The organism is Inhella gelatinilytica (assembly GCF_016093295.1).
Classification (GTDB): domain Bacteria; phylum Pseudomonadota; class Gammaproteobacteria; order Burkholderiales; family Burkholderiaceae_C; genus Inhella; species Inhella gelatinilytica.
The window spans coordinates 392,641-407,577 of the sequence record NZ_JAEDAL010000001.1; the positions used below are offsets into that span (position 1 = coordinate 392,641).

General features: G+C 65.6%; 17 protein-coding genes. 3 read left to right on the forward strand and 14 right to left on the reverse strand.

What is annotated here, in order from left to right; translation table 11 throughout:
• Positions 1 to 32 precede the first annotated feature (32 nt).
• Positions 33 to 761 carry a 16S rRNA (uracil(1498)-N(3))-methyltransferase gene (locus I7X43_RS01850; protein ID WP_198099185.1) on the forward strand — a complete coding sequence of 243 codons (729 nt, stop codon included), beginning with the start codon at positions 33 to 35 and terminating at the stop codon, positions 759 to 761.
• Here the strand turns inward: I7X43_RS01850 and I7X43_RS01855 are convergent.
• The 10 genes from I7X43_RS01855 to argS are packed head-to-tail and all read right to left on the reverse strand — an operon-like array spanning position 729 to position 10,193.
• Positions 729 to 1,193, reverse strand: a complete 465-nt coding sequence (locus tag I7X43_RS01855) for a hypothetical protein (RefSeq protein WP_198099186.1) — start codon at positions 1,191 to 1,193, stop codon at positions 729 to 731. The two genes, I7X43_RS01850 and I7X43_RS01855, sit on opposite strands and share 33 nt — an antisense overlap.
• Positions 1,190 to 2,491 (reverse strand): ABC transporter substrate-binding protein, encoded by a 1,302-nt coding sequence (locus I7X43_RS01860; RefSeq protein ID WP_198099187.1) that lies wholly within the window; start codon positions 2,489 to 2,491, stop codon positions 1,190 to 1,192. The genes I7X43_RS01855 and I7X43_RS01860 overlap by 4 nt, the downstream gene beginning before the upstream one ends.
• Positions 2,440 to 3,675 (reverse strand): THUMP domain-containing class I SAM-dependent RNA methyltransferase, encoded by a 1,236-nt coding sequence (locus tag I7X43_RS01865; protein ID WP_198099188.1) that lies wholly within the window; start codon positions 3,673 to 3,675, stop codon positions 2,440 to 2,442. Before I7X43_RS01865 ends, I7X43_RS01860 begins: the two co-directional genes overlap by 52 nt.
• A complete protein-coding gene (locus tag I7X43_RS01870) occupies positions 3,676 to 5,136 on the reverse strand; it encodes an RNA polymerase factor sigma-54 (protein ID WP_198099189.1) in 1,461 nt (486 codons plus the stop codon).
• Positions 5,136 to 5,882 (reverse strand): LPS export ABC transporter ATP-binding protein, encoded by a 747-nt coding sequence (lptB, locus tag I7X43_RS01875; RefSeq protein ID WP_198099190.1) that lies wholly within the window; start codon positions 5,880 to 5,882, stop codon positions 5,136 to 5,138. Before lptB ends, I7X43_RS01870 begins: the two co-directional genes overlap by 1 nt.
• Positions 5,879 to 6,487, reverse strand: a complete 609-nt coding sequence (gene lptA / locus I7X43_RS01880) for a lipopolysaccharide transport periplasmic protein LptA (protein ID WP_198099191.1) — start codon at positions 6,485 to 6,487, stop codon at positions 5,879 to 5,881. The genes lptB and lptA overlap by 4 nt, the downstream gene beginning before the upstream one ends.
• Positions 6,487 to 7,164, reverse strand: a complete 678-nt coding sequence (locus I7X43_RS01885; RefSeq protein WP_198099192.1) for a thiol:disulfide interchange protein DsbA/DsbL — start codon at positions 7,162 to 7,164, stop codon at positions 6,487 to 6,489. Before I7X43_RS01885 ends, lptA begins: the two co-directional genes overlap by 1 nt.
• Position 7,165: 1 nt before the next feature.
• Positions 7,166 to 7,834: a thiol:disulfide interchange protein DsbA/DsbL gene (locus tag I7X43_RS01890; protein ID WP_198099193.1), complete on the reverse strand. Its 669-nt coding sequence runs from the start codon at positions 7,832 to 7,834 to the stop codon at positions 7,166 to 7,168.
• Entirely contained in the window at positions 7,831 to 8,502 is a 672-nt protein-coding gene (locus I7X43_RS01895; protein ID WP_198099194.1) for an SPOR domain-containing protein, read from the reverse strand. The genes I7X43_RS01890 and I7X43_RS01895 overlap by 4 nt, the downstream gene beginning before the upstream one ends.
• Positions 8,499 to 10,193: an arginine--tRNA ligase gene (gene argS, locus I7X43_RS01900; RefSeq protein ID WP_198099195.1), complete on the reverse strand. Its 1,695-nt coding sequence runs from the start codon at positions 10,191 to 10,193 to the stop codon at positions 8,499 to 8,501. The genes I7X43_RS01895 and argS overlap by 4 nt, the downstream gene beginning before the upstream one ends.
• A 60-nt stretch (positions 10,194 to 10,253) precedes the next feature.
• Between argS and I7X43_RS01905 the strand changes: the two genes are divergently transcribed.
• Both I7X43_RS01905 and I7X43_RS01910 read left to right on the forward strand, forming a co-directional pair.
• Positions 10,254 to 11,660 carry a serine/threonine-protein kinase gene (locus tag I7X43_RS01905; protein WP_198099196.1) on the forward strand — a complete coding sequence of 469 codons (1,407 nt, stop codon included), beginning with the start codon at positions 10,254 to 10,256 and terminating at the stop codon, positions 11,658 to 11,660.
• Between the two features lie 17 nt (positions 11,661 to 11,677).
• Complete coding sequence (locus I7X43_RS01910; protein ID WP_198099197.1) at positions 11,678 to 12,052, forward strand: hypothetical protein; 375 nt, start codon at positions 11,678 to 11,680, stop codon at positions 12,050 to 12,052.
• Here I7X43_RS01910 and I7X43_RS01915 read toward each other — a convergent pair.
• The 4 genes from I7X43_RS01915 to I7X43_RS01930 are packed head-to-tail and all read right to left on the reverse strand — an operon-like array spanning position 12,039 to position 14,930.
• Entirely contained in the window at positions 12,039 to 12,881 is an 843-nt protein-coding gene (locus tag I7X43_RS01915) for a D-hexose-6-phosphate mutarotase (protein WP_198099198.1), read from the reverse strand. The two genes, I7X43_RS01910 and I7X43_RS01915, sit on opposite strands and share 14 nt — an antisense overlap.
• A 20-nt stretch (positions 12,882 to 12,901) precedes the next feature.
• On the reverse strand, positions 12,902 to 13,831 hold the full coding sequence (locus I7X43_RS01920; RefSeq protein ID WP_246480088.1) for a polysaccharide deacetylase family protein: 930 nt from the start codon (positions 13,829 to 13,831) through the stop codon (positions 12,902 to 12,904).
• Positions 13,832 to 13,874: 43 nt separating this feature from the next.
• On the reverse strand, positions 13,875 to 14,489 hold the full coding sequence (locus tag I7X43_RS01925; protein WP_198099199.1) for a 4'-phosphopantetheinyl transferase family protein: 615 nt from the start codon (positions 14,487 to 14,489) through the stop codon (positions 13,875 to 13,877).
• A 3-nt stretch (positions 14,490 to 14,492) separates the two neighbouring features.
• Entirely contained in the window at positions 14,493 to 14,930 is a 438-nt protein-coding gene (locus tag I7X43_RS01930) for an excinuclease ATPase subunit (RefSeq protein WP_198099200.1), read from the reverse strand.
• Positions 14,931 to 14,937: the final 7 nt, after the last annotated feature.

Below are 14,937 nucleotides of genomic sequence, written 5' to 3' on the forward strand. Positions count from 1 at the left end.
CCCAGCGATGATGTCGGCTTGGAGATTTCGCGATGAATGCCCGCTTCTACATTGACCTGCCCCTTGGGCCCGAAGGCCAGGAACTGGACTTGCCCCCGGGCCCCGCCCGCCACGTGCAGGTGCTGCGCGCGCAGCCGGGCGATGTGCTGCGCTGCTTTGACGGGCGCAGCGACCTCGAGTGGCAGGCCGAGGTGCTGGTCATGGGGCGCCAAACCGTGCGCGTGAAGCTGCTGAGCGCCCGCGCGCTTGACCATGAACTGCCCGCACCGCTGCATCTGGCCCTGGTCATGCCCGCCAACGATCGCATGGACTTCCTCGTGGAAAAAGCGACCGAGTTGGGCGCTGTCTCCCTCCAACCGCTGATGAGCGAGCGCTCGGTGCTGCGACTCTCGAGCGAGCGGGCCGAAAAAAAGCGCGCTCATTGGCAGGGCGTGGCGCAAGCGGCCGCCGAGCAATGCGAACGGGTTCGCGTCCCGCACATCGGCCCCGTCCAGACCTTGAGCCACTGGCTGAGTCAGCTGCCCGCCACGCCCCCCGGGGAGTGTCGCTGGGTGCTCAGCCCCGGCGCCCCTGCCGCCCGCCGTTCGGCGACTTCAGGCGCACTGCTCAGCCTCTCGGGGCCCGAGGGCGGGCTGAGCGCAACAGAGGAAGAGGCGGCCCTTCGCGCGGGCTTTGTCCGCGTGGGCCTGGGCCCGCGCGTGCTGCGCGCTGATACGGCGCCGCTGGCCTTACTGGCTTGGTGGGGTCTCAACGGCCTTTGAGGACCGCGTCGCAGAGCCCATCCGCCGACGTTCCCACTGCACCACGGCCCAGCCGCTGAGGGGCACACCGAGCAGGCCAGCCAGCGTCATCCAGGTGGGGTGTGGGATAGCGGCCAGATTCGCCGCCGTGGCCAGCCATATGACCCCAGCAACACCCAAGCCCACGGAGGCTTGTTGCGGGGCCACCGCAAACCGGTAGCCCATCCAGGCCCCAGACGCGGCGCCAGCGCACCAGGCCAAGACCACGGACACCAGCGCGCCCAAGGGCAAACTCTGAATCAAGGCCGCCATGGCCGCTGGATCTCGGGCATTCACCCCCACGTTGGCGATCGGCCAGATCTGGTGACTGGCGGTTTCCACCGTAGCAATGACCGCCACGGCGACCATCATGCCGGCCAACAGGGCCAGCAGGGCGCGAAAAACAGGTTTCATGGGTTCATTGTGGGGGAGCGGCGCAACGCTTCAAGTCGCTGCTGCGTTTGCGACACCGTCAAGCGTCGCTCATGGAAGTCGCGCAGCACCGCCAGAGCGGGGTTGGAGAACGCCCCCGGAGCGTCGCGATCAAAGTACTGGGTGCTGCCCCCGGCGGCCTGGGCCAGCACCTGGGCACCCGCCTGAATCAGCGGGCTCGCACCCAATTGAGCCCCTCGATGCGGGGGAATCATGCCCATCGCCTGATTGATTTGGGTCTGCACCCGGGCCTGGGCCGCAAATCGCAGGAACTGCATCGCCCGCTTCGGATTGCGTGCGTGGCGCGGCACGATCAACACGTCCAGCGGCGCCACCTCGGCCGGCGGCTGCCGCGCGTCCAAGGTCGGAAACGGAAAGTACCCCAGGTCACGGCGAACCGCCGGCGGGAATTGAAGGGCGGCGAAATTGCCCATGAGGATGGTGCCCGTCAGCCCGCGCGACACATAGGGCAAGGCCTGCCGCCAATCCCGCGCGGACGCCCCGGCCTGGAAGTCCCCGCGCTCCATGAGTTGGGCCCAGCGCGACAAAGTCGCCGCCACCCGCGGATCCAACCAACTCTGACGCCCCGCCAGCAGGTCCAAGTGAAAGGCTCGCCCATGCAAGCGCAGGTTGAAATAGTCGAACCACCCGCCCAAAGGCCACAGGTCGGCGGCCCCCAATCCAATCGGCGCCAGCCCTGCCGCTCGGAGTTGATCGTTTAGTTTGAGCCAGCCCTCCCAGTCCACGGGCGGACTGAGGCCAAGCCGCTCGAACACCGAGCGTCGGTAATAAAAGCCCCACTGATAGGTCGACAACGGCAGGGCGTACACCCGCCCCCGAACCCGCACGGCGTCCAGGGCGGCGGGCAGAAACGATTCGGCCCACTGGCCTTCCCGCGCCACATCGTCCAGCGGTTCAATGAGGCCCGCCTCCACCCACTCCGCCAAGCGGTGCCCCGCGAACCACAGCATCACGTCGGCCGTGGGCTGGGCTCGAAGGTGCTTTTCGAATTCCTCTTTGTAGGTGGCCTGATCCAGTTCCCGACTGCTGGGCCGCGGTCCCTCAAACTGTTGGGCGAATTCGCCCACCAAGCGCACCCACAAATCACGCTGTTCGCCGGTGGAGAACATCCACAACACGGACAACGCGTTGTCACGGGCGGCCGCCGCCACCGTGCGGGTGGCCCCCAAGGCCCACGCGGTCGCCAGCAGCGCCCGCCGATCCACGGTCAGGCCTTGCGGGCCGAGCCGGCCACCAAGTCGAACCGGAACAAGCGGCATTCAATGGGGCCGTTCCACATGGGAATCTTGCGGCTTTCCTTCAAGCGCATGCGCCCGGGCAGTTCGCGGTCTGGGGTCAGCATCCACGCGGTCCAGGGGTTGGCGCCGGTGTACTGGCGCTTCCAATGCGCCGCCAAGCGGGAAAAGAAATCATTGCCCTCGGCGATTTCCCGGGCCGGTCGTTCAACGTGGTCGCCGGCTTTGCCCCGCACCTCGATGCGCTCGCCATAGGGCGGGTTGAGCATCAAGGTACCGGGCAGGTCGGGCGGCAAGGCAGGGGCCGGACGCTCAAGCGCATCCCCCCCCTGAAAGCGAATCGCGTGCGCCACGCCAGCACGCTCCGCGTTGCGTTGGGCAAAATCCACCATGCGGAAAGCCACATCGCTGGCAAAGATGGGGACCGCCGGAGGATGCTCTTGGGCCTTGGCCTCCGCCAACAGGCGCTGCCACTCGGGGAACAATTCGGCGAAGGGCAACTGATGCGCAAACGCGAACTCGCGTTGCCGCCCCGGCGCCATGCCACAAGCCAACTGGGCCGCCTCAATGGCGATGGTGCCACTGCCACAGCAGGGGTCGTTCAAAGCGCCGCCGCTCTCGGGCGTACCGCGCCAACCCGCCGCCGCCAGCATGGCCGCCGCCAGGGTTTCTTTCAGCGGCGCATCGCCCTTGTCGTAACGCCATCCCCGCTTGAACAGGGGTTCGCCACTGGTGTCGGCGTAGAGCGTGGCGTGTTCGGCTTCCAAGTGCAGCAAGAGCGGCAAATCCGGGTGGCGGGTGTCCACGCTGGGCCGCGCACCATGGGCGTCGCGCAGGCGGTCACAGAGGGCGTCTTTCACTTTGAGGGCTGCAAAGTGCAAGCTCTTGAGCGGACTTTGACGCGCCGTGCAATCGACGCGAAAGCGATGGTCCGGGGTCAACCAAGCGTCCCAGTCGACCTCGCCCGCCAGTCGGTAGAGGTCCGCCTCGTCGCGATAGCGACCGTGGGCCAACTCCACCAGGACGCGCGTGGCCAAGCGACTGTGGAGGTTCAAACGCATGGCATCAATCAAGCCAGCCCGCAACACGCGCACCCCGCCGCGTGCTGGATCGGGTTTGTAGCCGAGCTGCTGCAACTCGTCCGCCAGCAGCGGTTCAACCCCCCCGGGGCAGGGCAAAAACAAGACGTGGGACGCAGGTGCAGGCATTCAGTTCTTTCGGTGGGCCGCCACGGGGATCTTCAGGGCCTCGCGGTATTTGGCGACGGTGCGGCGAGCGCATTGGATGCCCTGGGCCTCCAACATTTCCGCCAGGGTTTGATCGGACAGGGGTTTGGCCGCATCTTCCGCCTCGATGAACTGGCGAATCAAGGCCCGGACGGCGGTGCTGCTGGTTTCGCCGCCCGTTTCCGTGGACAGACCTGACCCAAAAAAGTATTTCAGTTCAAACACGCCCTGCGGCGTGGCCATGTACTTGGCCGTGGTCACGCGGGACACCGTGGACTCGTGCAACCCCAGTTCTTCAGCAATCTCTCGCAGCACCAAGGGCCGCATCGCGAGTTCCCCATGCTGCAGGAAGCCACTTTGGCGGTCCACGATGGCTTGGGCCACCCGCTCGATCGTGTCCAGTCGCTGTTCGATGCTTTTCAGAAAGCCCCGGGCCTCCTGCAGCTGGGCAACCAGCGGCGAGCCGCGGTTCTGTCGCAAGCACTGGGCGTAGTAGGCGTGAATGCCAATGCGCGGGCGAACGGCCGGGTTGATGCGAACCCGCCAGCCCCGCCCCTGGCGACGCACCAGCACGTCCGGCACCACAGGCACCCCCACCTCGGCAGCAAAGGCACGCCCGGGATGGGGCTCCAGTCGCGTGATGAGGCCCAGGGCCTCCCGCAGGGCCTCGACCGGCGCTCCCGTGAGTTGGGTAAGCCGGCGCCAATCTTTGCGGGCGAGCACCTCCAAGTGCTGCATGCACAAGGTCCGGGCCAGGGCCAGCTGGGGGTGGTCCCCGTGCTGACGCAGCTGCAAGCTCAGACACTCGGGCAGGGACCGAGCGCCCACGCCCACCGGATCCAAGCTCTGCAACAGTGCCAAGGCGATGCGCAGACGGTCCAAGACCTCATCCAAGGCCTCATCCCGCGAAAAATCCTCGGCCAGGGACTCCAGGGGTTCAACGAGGTATCCCCGCTCGTCCAGACAGCCCATCAGCAGCCGTAAGGCCGCGCGGTCTTCGTCCGCGAGGTTCAAGCCCGCCGTCTGCTGCTCAAGGTGCGCCATCAAACTCAGGAGCGGCGCTGCCGCCTCCGGGCGGTCGTCGCCCCCTTCGTCGGCCGGGGCGCGACTCGGCAACTCGGCAATGCCATCAAAATCATCGCCCTCCGTGCCGTTGGACCAGTCGTCGTGCTCGGTGCGTTCGAAGTCATCGGCCACCAGCTCGCGCTCTGTTTCCTCCGAGTCGGCGCGCTCGACCTCGGCCAACCGGTCGGGCAGGAGCCCCTCCGGCGGGGGCGAACCCTCATCCTCGTCTTGTAGCTCCAGCAGCGGGTTTTGATCCAGCATCTGCTGGATCTCCTGCTGCAGCTCCAGCGTCGAGAGCTGCAGCAGCCGGATCGACTGCTGCAGCTGCGGCGTGAGCGCCAGGTGGGCGCTCTGACGAAGCTGCAATCCGGCGCGCATCACATCTTGAAGTGTTCGCCCAGATAGACCTTGCGCACGTCCGGGTTGGCCACGATGGACTCGGGATCGCCTTCGGCCAGCACGGCGCCCTCGCTGATGATGTAGGCGCGGTCGCAAATGCCCAAGGTTTCACGCACGTTGTGGTCGGTGATCAAGACCCCAATCCCACGCTCACGCAGAAAGTGAATGATGCGCTGAATCTCCAGAACCGCGATCGGATCCACCCCGGCGAAGGGCTCGTCCAACAGGATGAAACGGGGCTGCGTCGCCAGGGCTCGGGCAATTTCCACCCGACGACGTTCCCCGCCGGACAAGGCGGGCGCAGGGGCCGCGCGCAGCTTTTCAATCGACAACTCGTGCAGCAAGCGCTCCAAGGCTTCGTCGATGCGGGCTTTGGCCCACGGCTTGCCCCGCTCATCGACCTGAAGCTCCAAGACGGCGCGGATGTTTTCCTCGACGTTCAGCTTGCGAAAAATGGACGCCTCTTGCGGCAAGTAGGAGAGCCCCAAGCGCGAGCGCCGGTGAATGGGTTGATGTTGCACAGCGTGACCATCGATGCGGATCACCCCCGCATCGGCCCGCACCAAACCCACAATCATGTAAAAACTGGTGGTCTTGCCCGCCCCATTAGGGCCCAGCAAACCGACCACCTCACCCGCATCAACCCGCACGTGCACGTCCTTGACGACTTTGCGCACGCCGTAGCTTTTTTGCAGGCCTTCGGCCTCCAGGCGGCTGGTCGTCATCGGCGCACGGGCGGCAGGGCCGGCGTGGACTTCAAGGGAACGGCACTGGCAGCGGGTGCGGCCTCGGAGGCCGCGGCGCTGCGCGGCATCATCACCATGCGGGTGCGGCCCTGGGGATGCGGGGAGCTCTGTCCCGCCTGAACCTGAACCGTTTCCGTGCGGCTGTTGTACAAAATCGTCGCGCCCGTGAGTTCGCTGAGCAGTTGGGCCCCTTTCAGTCGGCGCACCAACGCGCCCCCCACGAAGTTGACGGTGTCGTTGCCGCTGTCGTACTCGATGCGATCCGCTTGACCTTCCAGGCGCTCGCCCGGGGCATCCAGGGCTTGCGCAAACCGAACGGGCTCGCCCCCCTTGCTGAGGGCCCGGGCATGGTGGCTGCCATCCTTGCGCTCCTCGACCTCCAGCAGGGCCGCCCGCAATTGCAAGCTGCCCTGCGTCAGCAAGACCGGCCCTTCCCATTCCACGCGCTTGCTGCGGTCGTTGTAGGTTCCCGATCGTTCGCTTTCAATCGCAATCGGCTTGGTCCGATCGTCCTTGGCCGCCTCGGCAACGGGCGCACCCAAGCACGTGAGCGCCAGGCCCAGCCACATCACGGTCTGACGCATCACACCTTCCCGAAGTTGCGCACCAGGAACTCGGTCACCGCCACCGCACGGCGCCCGCCTTCCAATGCACTCATGGGCTCCCCACCGGCAGCTTGCGAGGGCGAAGTGGTGTAGAGGCCGCCGATACCCAACATGGGCACCCCGTCCAGTTCATAGGCTTCGGTCAACTTGTCCGCCTGCACGATCTTGGCGCCGCTGAAGGCCTTGGGGTCCAGGGCGGCCCACATGGACTGGAACTTGGCCCCATCCAACCCCAGGGGCTGCAACAACTTGATCATGGCCTCGGGGGTATCCAACGGATTGCGCTGCTGGTGCATCGCATTGAAGATGGCCGACCGGAATTGATGTTCCACGCCCATGGCCTGCAGCGTGAAAAAGAGGCGCTGGTGGGGGCGCTGTTGCGCCCGGCCGCCGATGTGAACGTGGCGGAACTCCACCGTGGCCGGCAGTTGTTTGACCCAAGCCTGCAGGGTGGGCTCAAAGGCATTGCAAGCCGGGCAGCCGTACCAAAAGAACTCCACCACTTCGATCTTGCTGCCACTGCTGGCCAAGCGTTGGCGGAGTTTGCGGAAATGGCGTCCCACTTTGGGTTCACCTTGCGCCACCGCGATGCCCGGTAGCGCCGCAGCGCTCAACAACGCCAATCCCTCGCGTCGAGTCAGAACACCCAAGCTCATGTCAAACCTTCCCAAAATTCTTGATCAGATGATCGACGGTCAGCAGCGTGCGACGCAGGCCTTCCGCATGCGAAACGTTGGCACCGGCCATGCTTTCGGACGTCACGTACAAGCCCCCAATGCCAAAAGTTGGCACGGAGTCGACCCCGTAGTCCTGGGCCAGTTTGTCGCCCGCACGAATTTGCGCCGCGCTGAAGCCGCGCGGATCAAAGGCGTCCCAAGTCCGCTCAAACCGCGGCACGTCCAACCCCAAGGGCTGAAGCAACTTGACCATTTCCGCCGGGCTGCCGAGCATCAGGTTCTGTTTGTGCAGCGCGTCAAAAATCGCCGCTCGGAACTGGGGCTCAACGCCCATGGCCTGCAGCACATAGAAGAGTCGCTGGTGCAGGGCTGAGTAACCGCGAATGGGAATGGGAACGGCCCGGAACTCGGCCTGCGGGGGCAACTGCTTGAGCCAGGCCTGCAAGTGCGGCTCCAGCTCGTAGCAGTGCGGGCAGCCGTACCAGAAGAATTCCACCAGTTCGATCTTGCTGCCCGGGCTGCGTGGCAGGGGCTGGCGCAACCGCACAAAGTGCTGACCCGCCAGGGGAGCAAAGGGAGCGCCTTGCGCCCACGCGGGGGCCGCCGGCAAACTCAGGGCGGCGACAGCTGTACGACGGTTGAACTTCATTTCTGCGTCTTCACCAGGGTGGACTCCAGGCCCGCCTCCTGCACTTGGTGGTGCAAAGCTTCGGCTTCGGCTTTCACCTCAAAGGGACCGATGCGGACGCGATACACCAGGCGACCATTGGTTTCCTTCTCGTACACCTTGGCATTGAAGCCCTGCAGCCCCAGGCGCGCCCGCTGCTGCTCCGCCTCTTCCGGCTTGGTGAACGCGCCGGCTTGGACGAAATACACCGCATTGGGATCGGTCACCTTGGCGGGATCGGGCTTGGCACCCGCAGCAGGAATCGCGACCGCGGCGCTGGCTGCAGGTTTTAGTGCCTGCGCGGCCGAAGCGGCGGCAGGCACCGGTGCCGCCGCGCTTGGGGGCGGCGCTTTGCCGGGCTCGCTGGCCGCCTCGGCGGGTTGTGCAACCACCCCACTGGCCGCGCGGCTTTTGCCACCCAGCGCTTGGTTTGGGTTCCACCCCTTGGCGCCCTGGGCATCGGCGGCATCCAGATCCGCGTCGCGCCGCGGCACCTTGTCGACAAAGGGAACGGGCACCTTGGTGACATACAAGGCCACGCCCAAGGCGATCCCCAAGCCCAGCAAGAGCCCCACCACGAGCCCCAGGCCAAAGCCACCGCGTTGGCGTCCGCCCTTGGCGGCCGAGGGCGCCTTTTTCACATCACTCATTCCGTATTCCCTTCCCGGGCCATGGACTCAGGGGCTGAAACGCCGAGCACGCCCAGCGCGTTGGCAATCACCTGCCGCGTTGCAGCCAGCAAGGCCATGCGGGCTTGGCAGAGGCTGGGATCATCAACGATGAACCGCTCAGCCGCGTAATAGCTGTGGAAGGCGCCGGCCAAGTCACGCAGGTAGAACGCCACATCATGCGGCGTCAAGTCTTGCGCCGCCAGCGTCAGCATCTTGGGGTAGTCAGCCAGCTTGCTCATCAGCGCCATCTCCGTGGGCGCCGTCAGGCCCGAGAGGTCGGCCGAGCCCAGCGCCTGAACCGCCCCGCCCCAGTTCTTCAGCACCGAGCAAATGCGTGCGTGGGCGTACTGCACGTAGAACACGGGGTTTTCATCGGTACTCTTGAGCGCCAGGTCGATGTCGAACACAAACTCGGTGTCGGCCTTGCGGCTGATGAGGAAGAAGCGCACCGCATCACGACTGGTCCAGTCGACCAAATCGCGCAAGGTGACGTAGGAGCCGGCGCGCTTGGAGATCTTGACCTCTTCGCCCCCCCGCATCACGGTCACCATCTTGTGCAACACATAGTCCGGGAAGCCCTGCGGGATGCCCAGGCCCTGGGCCTGCAGGCCGCCGCGAACGCGGGCGATGGTGCCGTGGTGATCGGTGCCCTGGATGTTGATGCACTGGGTGTAGCCGCGCTCGAATTTGTTGACGTGGTAGGCCACGTCGGGCACGAAGTAGGTGAAGCCGCCGTCTTGCTTGCGCATCACGCGGTCCTTGTCGTCCCCGTAGTCGGTGGACTTGAACCACAGCGCACCGCCCTCTTCGTAAGTCTTGCCGCTGGCGACGATGCGCTCGACTGCCTTCTCCAGCTGCCCACCGGCATAGACGCTGGACTCCAGGAAGTAGTTGTCGAACTTCAGGCCAAAGGCTTGCAAGTCCAAGTCCTGCTCGTGCCGCAGGTAAGCCACCGCGAACTGGCGAATGCCCTCCAGGTCGTTCACATCCGCTGAAGCCGTGAACTCACGGTCGTCGGCCTTGACGGTTTCCTGGCGCAAGAAGGCGTCCGCGATGTCCTGGATGTAGTCCCCGTTGTACGCACTCTCGGGCCACTCGGCGTCCCCGGGCTTGAAGCCCTTGAGGCGCATTTGGGTTGAGTTCGCCAAGGTGGCAATCTGCACACCCGCATCGTTGTAATAGAACTCGCGCGTGATCTGGTGGCCCTGGGTGGCCAGCAGGCTGCAGACGGCATCCCCCAGCGCGGCTTGGCGCGCATGGCCCACGTGCAGCGGGCCCGTGGGGTTGGCGGACACGAATTCGACCAATACCCGGCGGGTGGTCGGCGCCTGGCGCCCGAACGCGGCGCCGGCCTGCAGCACCTCGGCCACCACCGCCTGCTTGGCGGCGGGCTTGAGGCGCAGGTTCACAAAGCCCGGACCCGCGATTTCAATCGCGTCCACCCACTGCTGCACGGCCGGCTGGGCGCTCAACACCTCGACCAGCTGCGTGGCCAATTCACGGGGGTTCTTCTTGAGTCCGCGCGCCAGTTGCATGGCCACCGTGACCGCCAAATCACCATGGCTGGCTTGCTTGGGGGCCTCAAAGGCGGGGGTGAGGGGGGTCTCGGGGGCAATTGCGCGCAGCGCAACGCCCAAGGCTTCGAGCAGGGCCTGAGTGGCATGAATCATGCTGTGGATTTTAGGCACCCCCTAATGGTCGCCAGCGCCAAGGAATGGCAGGATCCGCGCATGCCCAACCCAGCCCCCGGCCCCACCGAAGCCAGCCTGCCGGCCTCGACCTTCCCTGGCAGCGAAGCCCCGTCGCAGTTGGACCTGCCCAGCCACATCGGCAAGTACAAGGTGATTCGGTGCTTGGGGCACGGTGCCACGGCGGATGTTTTTTTGGCGCACGACGCGTTTCAGGACCGACATGTCGCCATCAAGCGGGTACGCCCCTGGAAGGAGGCCACGCGCGGCGCCGAGGGTTCGGTGAACATGCGCAACCACTTCTTTGCCGCCGAAGCGTCCCTCGCCGGCCGGCTCTCTCACCCCAATGTGGTGCAAATTCTGGATGCGGTCACGGACGCCCCCGAGCCCTATTTGGTGATGGAGTTTGTACCCGGGGTGACCATGCGGCACTTTTGCCGGGCGGATCGGCTGCTCCCGCTGGATCAAATCGTGGAACTGGGGTTCAAGTGCGCCATGGCCCTGGATTACTGTTTTCGCCAGGGCGTCATCCACCGCGACATCAAACCCGCCAACCTGCTCACCGTACTGGACGACCAGGGGCAAGCAGTGGACGTGAAGGTCAGTGACTTCGGGTCAGCGCTGCACCTGCAAAGTGATCAGACACAAATCCACCGCGTGGGCTCGCTGGCCTACATGCCCCCCGAACAACTGGAAGGCAATGACCTGGACGCGCGAGCCGATCAATATGCCCTCGGAGCGGTGCTGTACCACCTGATCGCCGGGCGGCCGCCCTTTGATGCACCGTCCCAGATGGCCTTGATGCATCAGATTTACCACCAAGAACCAAAACCGCTCTCCCATTGGCGAGAGGGCGTCGCCCCCGAATTGGACACCGCTGTTCTTCGTGCCCTGTCCAAACGTCCGGAAGATCGCTTTCCGAACTGGGGGACATTCGCCCAGGCGTTGTCGGATTTGGTGGCCAAACAGCTCATTCCCTTGGCGCGCTTCACCGAAGTGAAAGACTCGGAGCGCTTCAACCTGTTACGCGCCCTGGACTTTTTCCGTGAGTTTGATGACGTGGAGCTGTGGGAGGTAGTGCGCCGTGCCCGGTGGCGCCGCTACCCCGTCCATCATCACTTGTTCAAACGCGGCCAGGAAGGCAACAGCTTTCACATCATTGCGCTGGGCGCGGTTGAGGTCATCCGAGATGGCCATGCCGTGGCGCAATTGGGCACCGGCACGTCGGTGGGCGAAATGGCCTATTTGGCCCCCAACGAAGAGCTTCGCCGCCACACCACCGATGTGCGGGTCACAGAGGTCTGCACCACGGTGAGTTTCACCCCCCAGTTGCTGGGCTCGCTCTCGGGCGAATGCCAGCACCGCTTCGACCGCGCTTTCATCAAAGTGCTGGTGCGTCGCTTGCATGCGGCGCACGAACACCTGGTGCATCCGCGCCGCATCATGTAGTCCCCCAGGAGCTCTTCATGAAGAACCCCCTCTCCTTCGCCCCCCTTTTGCTGACCTTGCTCGCGGCGCCCCACATGGCGCTCGCCGGCACCTGCGAAGAACAAGCCGCCGAACGCAAGCTCGCCGGTGCCGCCAAGACCAGTTTTCTCAAGAAATGCCATGCGGACGCGGGCGGCGGCCCGTCGGCCTGCAAGGCCCAGGCCGATGCCAAAAAGCTGCATGGCGCCGCTGCCACCAGCTTCATCAAAAAGTGCGAAGCCAGCAGAGCCCCCGCAGCCGACAAGCCGGGGGAGGCCTGCCTGGCCCAAGCCGAAGAGAAGAAGCTGCACGGGGCGGCCCGCAACAGCTTCGTCAAAAAGTGCCAGAAGGACGCGGCGGCTAGCGCGCCGTGAGGGCCTGACGCGCCACCCACTCGTCCCCCGGTTCCAACACCGGGGGGTGCTCGATCTGCGCGGCCTCCACACAGACAAAGTGCTGCCAGTCTGCGGCCGGCAGGTCGGGCAAGCCATGGTCGGCACCCGGGTTCCAGACCACCACGTCGTCAAAGCCCTCGCTCTCAATCAGCAGCCGACGCGTGGTGGCCTCACCCAGCTCCACCAGGCGCAGCGTGGAGGCCGGGCCATAGACGATGCGGTCGATGGCTTTGCCGGGCAGCAACTCCAGCCGGTGGCTGTGCTGCACGCCCTCCAAACCGGTGTCGCTCTCGCAATAGCGCCGGTCTTGCAGACCTTCAATCTGGACGCGGCCCAGGTCCTGCACCCGCCAGTAGCTGTGCAGAGCGGCTTGGAAGCTGAAGCGCGCCTCGCCCCGGTTCTCCACCGCCAGCTCCATCTCCAACCGGGACCCGGCAATGCGCACCGTGAGCTCCAGGGCGAACGCATGGGGCCACAGCCGCAGGGTATCGGCGTCATCCTCCAGGCGCAGCACGGCCAATGCGTCCCCCTGCACCCCTTGCTCGCGCTGCACCAGCGACCAGGTTCGGGTTCGGGCGATGCCATGGCGGGGGTACGGCCCCTGCAGCGCAAACTGGGGAAAGATCACGGGTACGCCGCCCCGCAGGGCCGACCCCGCCGCAGGGACACTGAGCGGCGAGGCATACAGCTGCTCTTCGCCGCCCGCCGGGATCCAACTGAGAAGCTGACCGCCGTGGAGGCTGACGGTGGCTTGGGCACCGTCGGGGGCGCGCAGGGTCACCAGGGCATCGTTTTTAGACGGGTTCATGGCGTCCGTTCCAATAAAACTTACGGTCGCTGGTGAGCGGTGCGTCCCCAGTCGCCCAACAGAGTTTCGCGCCACGAGGACCAAAACCCGGCCACGTGCTGCACAGGTTCCGCGTCGCGCACCACGCGCGCCGCGGCGGCCTGCGCCAAGGCGGTCGATTCGGCATAAAAAGGTTGCCGCGCATCCAGTGGCAGGCCCAGGGCGCGTGCCTCTTCGACCAGCAATTGCAAATACTCCTCCAGACACTCGGCCGTGAAGGGGTTGGGGTCGTGGAAAGTCACCACCACGGGCCGCACGCCGTCCGCCACCGGCAACGCCTGCAATCGGGGCCCCAGCTCCCGCAGCTGATGCCGCAGGTGGCTGCGGCGCCGCCACGAGTAATAGGGCCACACGATCTTGCCGTCACTGGCGCTCAAATCGGTCAGCAGCATGGACAGTCCCGCCTCGTGATACAGCCCCAGGGTGCGGGCGTCATAGGCCCACCCGGGCGGCCGCACCAAGGTCGGACGGCGACCCAGCAGGGTCTCATGGTCGCTCAGGCCCAGCGCCAGCGCCTCGCGCAAGGCCTCGCTCTCCATGCGTCGGTGGCTTTGGTGCCCGGGCGTGGCGGTGTGAAAGCCGAGCACATGCCCCTCTGCCGCCTCGCGTCGCAACAGCTCCTTGCCGCGCGCGGTGGCCCCACCGCTGGAGGTGCGCGTCTGCACAAAGAAGAGCGCCTTGATGCCCGGCTGGATGGCGTTGTTTGCCAAGGTATTGAGCACTTGCTCGGTGGGGTTGCTGGCGCCCTCGCGGCCGCTGGGGCCGTCGTCAAAGCTCAGCAGGTAGCGCATGGGCACCTGCGCCTGCACAGCGACCGCCCACAGCAGCGCCAACAAGCCGAAGCCGAGCCGCCACCCCGTGGGCCTGCATTGGTCGAGGGGGCTGCGCCCCCCGTCGCCCACGTTCATCATTCAATCCCTTGTCCGAATCGAGGCGGATTGTAAAAAACCACCCTCACTTCAACTGGGCCGCCCAGCGCCCCAAGGGCCGCAACGTGACGGCCGCCTGCAGGCGGCCTTCGTCGGGCCAGCCATACAAGGCCAGATTCAGCCCCTCGCCCGCCCAGCAGGCCGCCGGCCCCTGGGCATGCGCCAGCCAGCGCCAGCGCTTCCAGCCATAGGCCTCCTGCGGGGGGGGCTGCACCTTGAACCACGCCTCGACCAGGGTCCATTGGCGGTAGAAGTCCTCCGCCGTCTGGCAAGGCTCGAAGTCGCAATGCAGCGCCAAGGCTTGCCAGTCCCGCCGCGGCTTGGGCACCTCGACATCCACCCCAATCGGCTGCATCGCGCACACGGCCGCGGCCATCCAGTCCCCGCTGTGGCTCAGGCTCAGATGCCAACCCTGGGGGTCGCAGGCGCAGCCCTGAGCATCGACCGTCAATGGGTTCACGCCACCCCGGGCCTGCTGCAGCAACTCCCGCAAGAGCCAGCGCCCCGCCCAGAAACGCTGTTGGCGCTCGGGCCGTGAAAAAGCCTGGCTGCGCGCGACCTCCGCCGCTTCGCACCAGGCCTGGGGGTCGGGCATGGACGCCAGCACCGCGCTCACGCGCTCCAGCCGCGCCCAGGCCATGGCTCAGTTGATCTTGGCGTACTGGCCTTTGAGTGCCGCGCCAATCAGAATCCCACCGGCGTGGCACTCCAGGGTGGTGTCGCTCTTGGTTTCGTTTTTCTTGTAGTAGCTTACCAAGTCAACGACTGCGTTGGCGCCATTGCGTTTTCCCTCTTCCTGAAGGCGAATCAAAGCGGACAGGAGAACCCAACGGCAGCCAAAGTCGTCAGACTTACCAAAACCATTGGTTTTTTGGTTGGTAACGCCTTCGCCCAGGTTCTTCTCGACCTTGGGAGTCTTGGCCCCCGCCAAGAAAAACTGGAAGCTGGGGTCCAGCTTCTGTTTGGCTTCCGGCATGGCCAAAACATCGGCCAAAGGAATGTTAAGCAACGTGTCGCGAGCCTGCACGGCACCCGCACCCAGAGCCATCACCGTCAAAACCAGCAGTCGAAAAACATTCATCTTGAAC

Bases quoted from the DNA above. Each gene is read 5' to 3' on its own strand.
- I7X43_RS01855 (WP_198099186.1), bottom strand. From the start codon at position 1,193: ATGAAACCTGTTTTTCGCGCCCTGCTGGCCCTGTTGGCCGGCATGATG.
- I7X43_RS01905 (WP_198099196.1), top strand. From the start codon at position 10,254: ATGCCCAACCCAGCCCCCGGCCCCACCGAAGCCAGCCTGCCGGCCTCG.
- I7X43_RS01865 (WP_198099188.1), bottom strand. From the start codon at position 3,675: ATGCCTGCACCTGCGTCCCACGTCTTGTTTTTGCCCTGCCCCGGGGGG.
- lptB (WP_198099190.1), bottom strand. From the start codon at position 5,882: ATGACGACCAGCCGCCTGGAGGCCGAAGGCCTGCAAAAAAGCTACGGC.
- I7X43_RS01915 (WP_198099198.1), bottom strand. From the start codon at position 12,881: ATGAACCCGTCTAAAAACGATGCCCTGGTGACCCTGCGCGCCCCCGAC.
- I7X43_RS01895 (WP_198099194.1), bottom strand. From the start codon at position 8,502: ATGAGTGATGTGAAAAAGGCGCCCTCGGCCGCCAAGGGCGGACGCCAA.
- I7X43_RS01870 (WP_198099189.1), bottom strand. From the start codon at position 5,136: ATGCGCGCCGGATTGCAGCTTCGTCAGAGCGCCCACCTGGCGCTCACG.
- I7X43_RS01920 (WP_246480088.1), bottom strand. From the start codon at position 13,831: ATGATGAACGTGGGCGACGGGGGGCGCAGCCCCCTCGACCAATGCAGG.
- I7X43_RS01850 (WP_198099185.1), top strand. From the start codon at position 33: ATGAATGCCCGCTTCTACATTGACCTGCCCCTTGGGCCCGAAGGCCAG.
- I7X43_RS01925 (WP_198099199.1), bottom strand. From the start codon at position 14,489: ATGGCCTGGGCGCGGCTGGAGCGCGTGAGCGCGGTGCTGGCGTCCATG.
- I7X43_RS01885 (WP_198099192.1), bottom strand. From the start codon at position 7,164: ATGAGCTTGGGTGTTCTGACTCGACGCGAGGGATTGGCGTTGTTGAGC.
- lptA (WP_198099191.1), bottom strand. From the start codon at position 6,487: ATGCGTCAGACCGTGATGTGGCTGGGCCTGGCGCTCACGTGCTTGGGT.
- I7X43_RS01890 (WP_198099193.1), bottom strand. From the start codon at position 7,834: ATGAAGTTCAACCGTCGTACAGCTGTCGCCGCCCTGAGTTTGCCGGCG.
- argS (WP_198099195.1), bottom strand. From the start codon at position 10,193: ATGATTCATGCCACTCAGGCCCTGCTCGAAGCCTTGGGCGTTGCGCTG.
- I7X43_RS01910 (WP_198099197.1), top strand. From the start codon at position 11,678: ATGAAGAACCCCCTCTCCTTCGCCCCCCTTTTGCTGACCTTGCTCGCG.
- I7X43_RS01860 (WP_198099187.1), bottom strand. From the start codon at position 2,491: ATGCCGCTTGTTCCGGTTCGACTTGGTGGCCGGCTCGGCCCGCAAGGC.
- I7X43_RS01930 (WP_198099200.1), bottom strand. From the start codon at position 14,930: ATGAATGTTTTTCGACTGCTGGTTTTGACGGTGATGGCTCTGGGTGCG.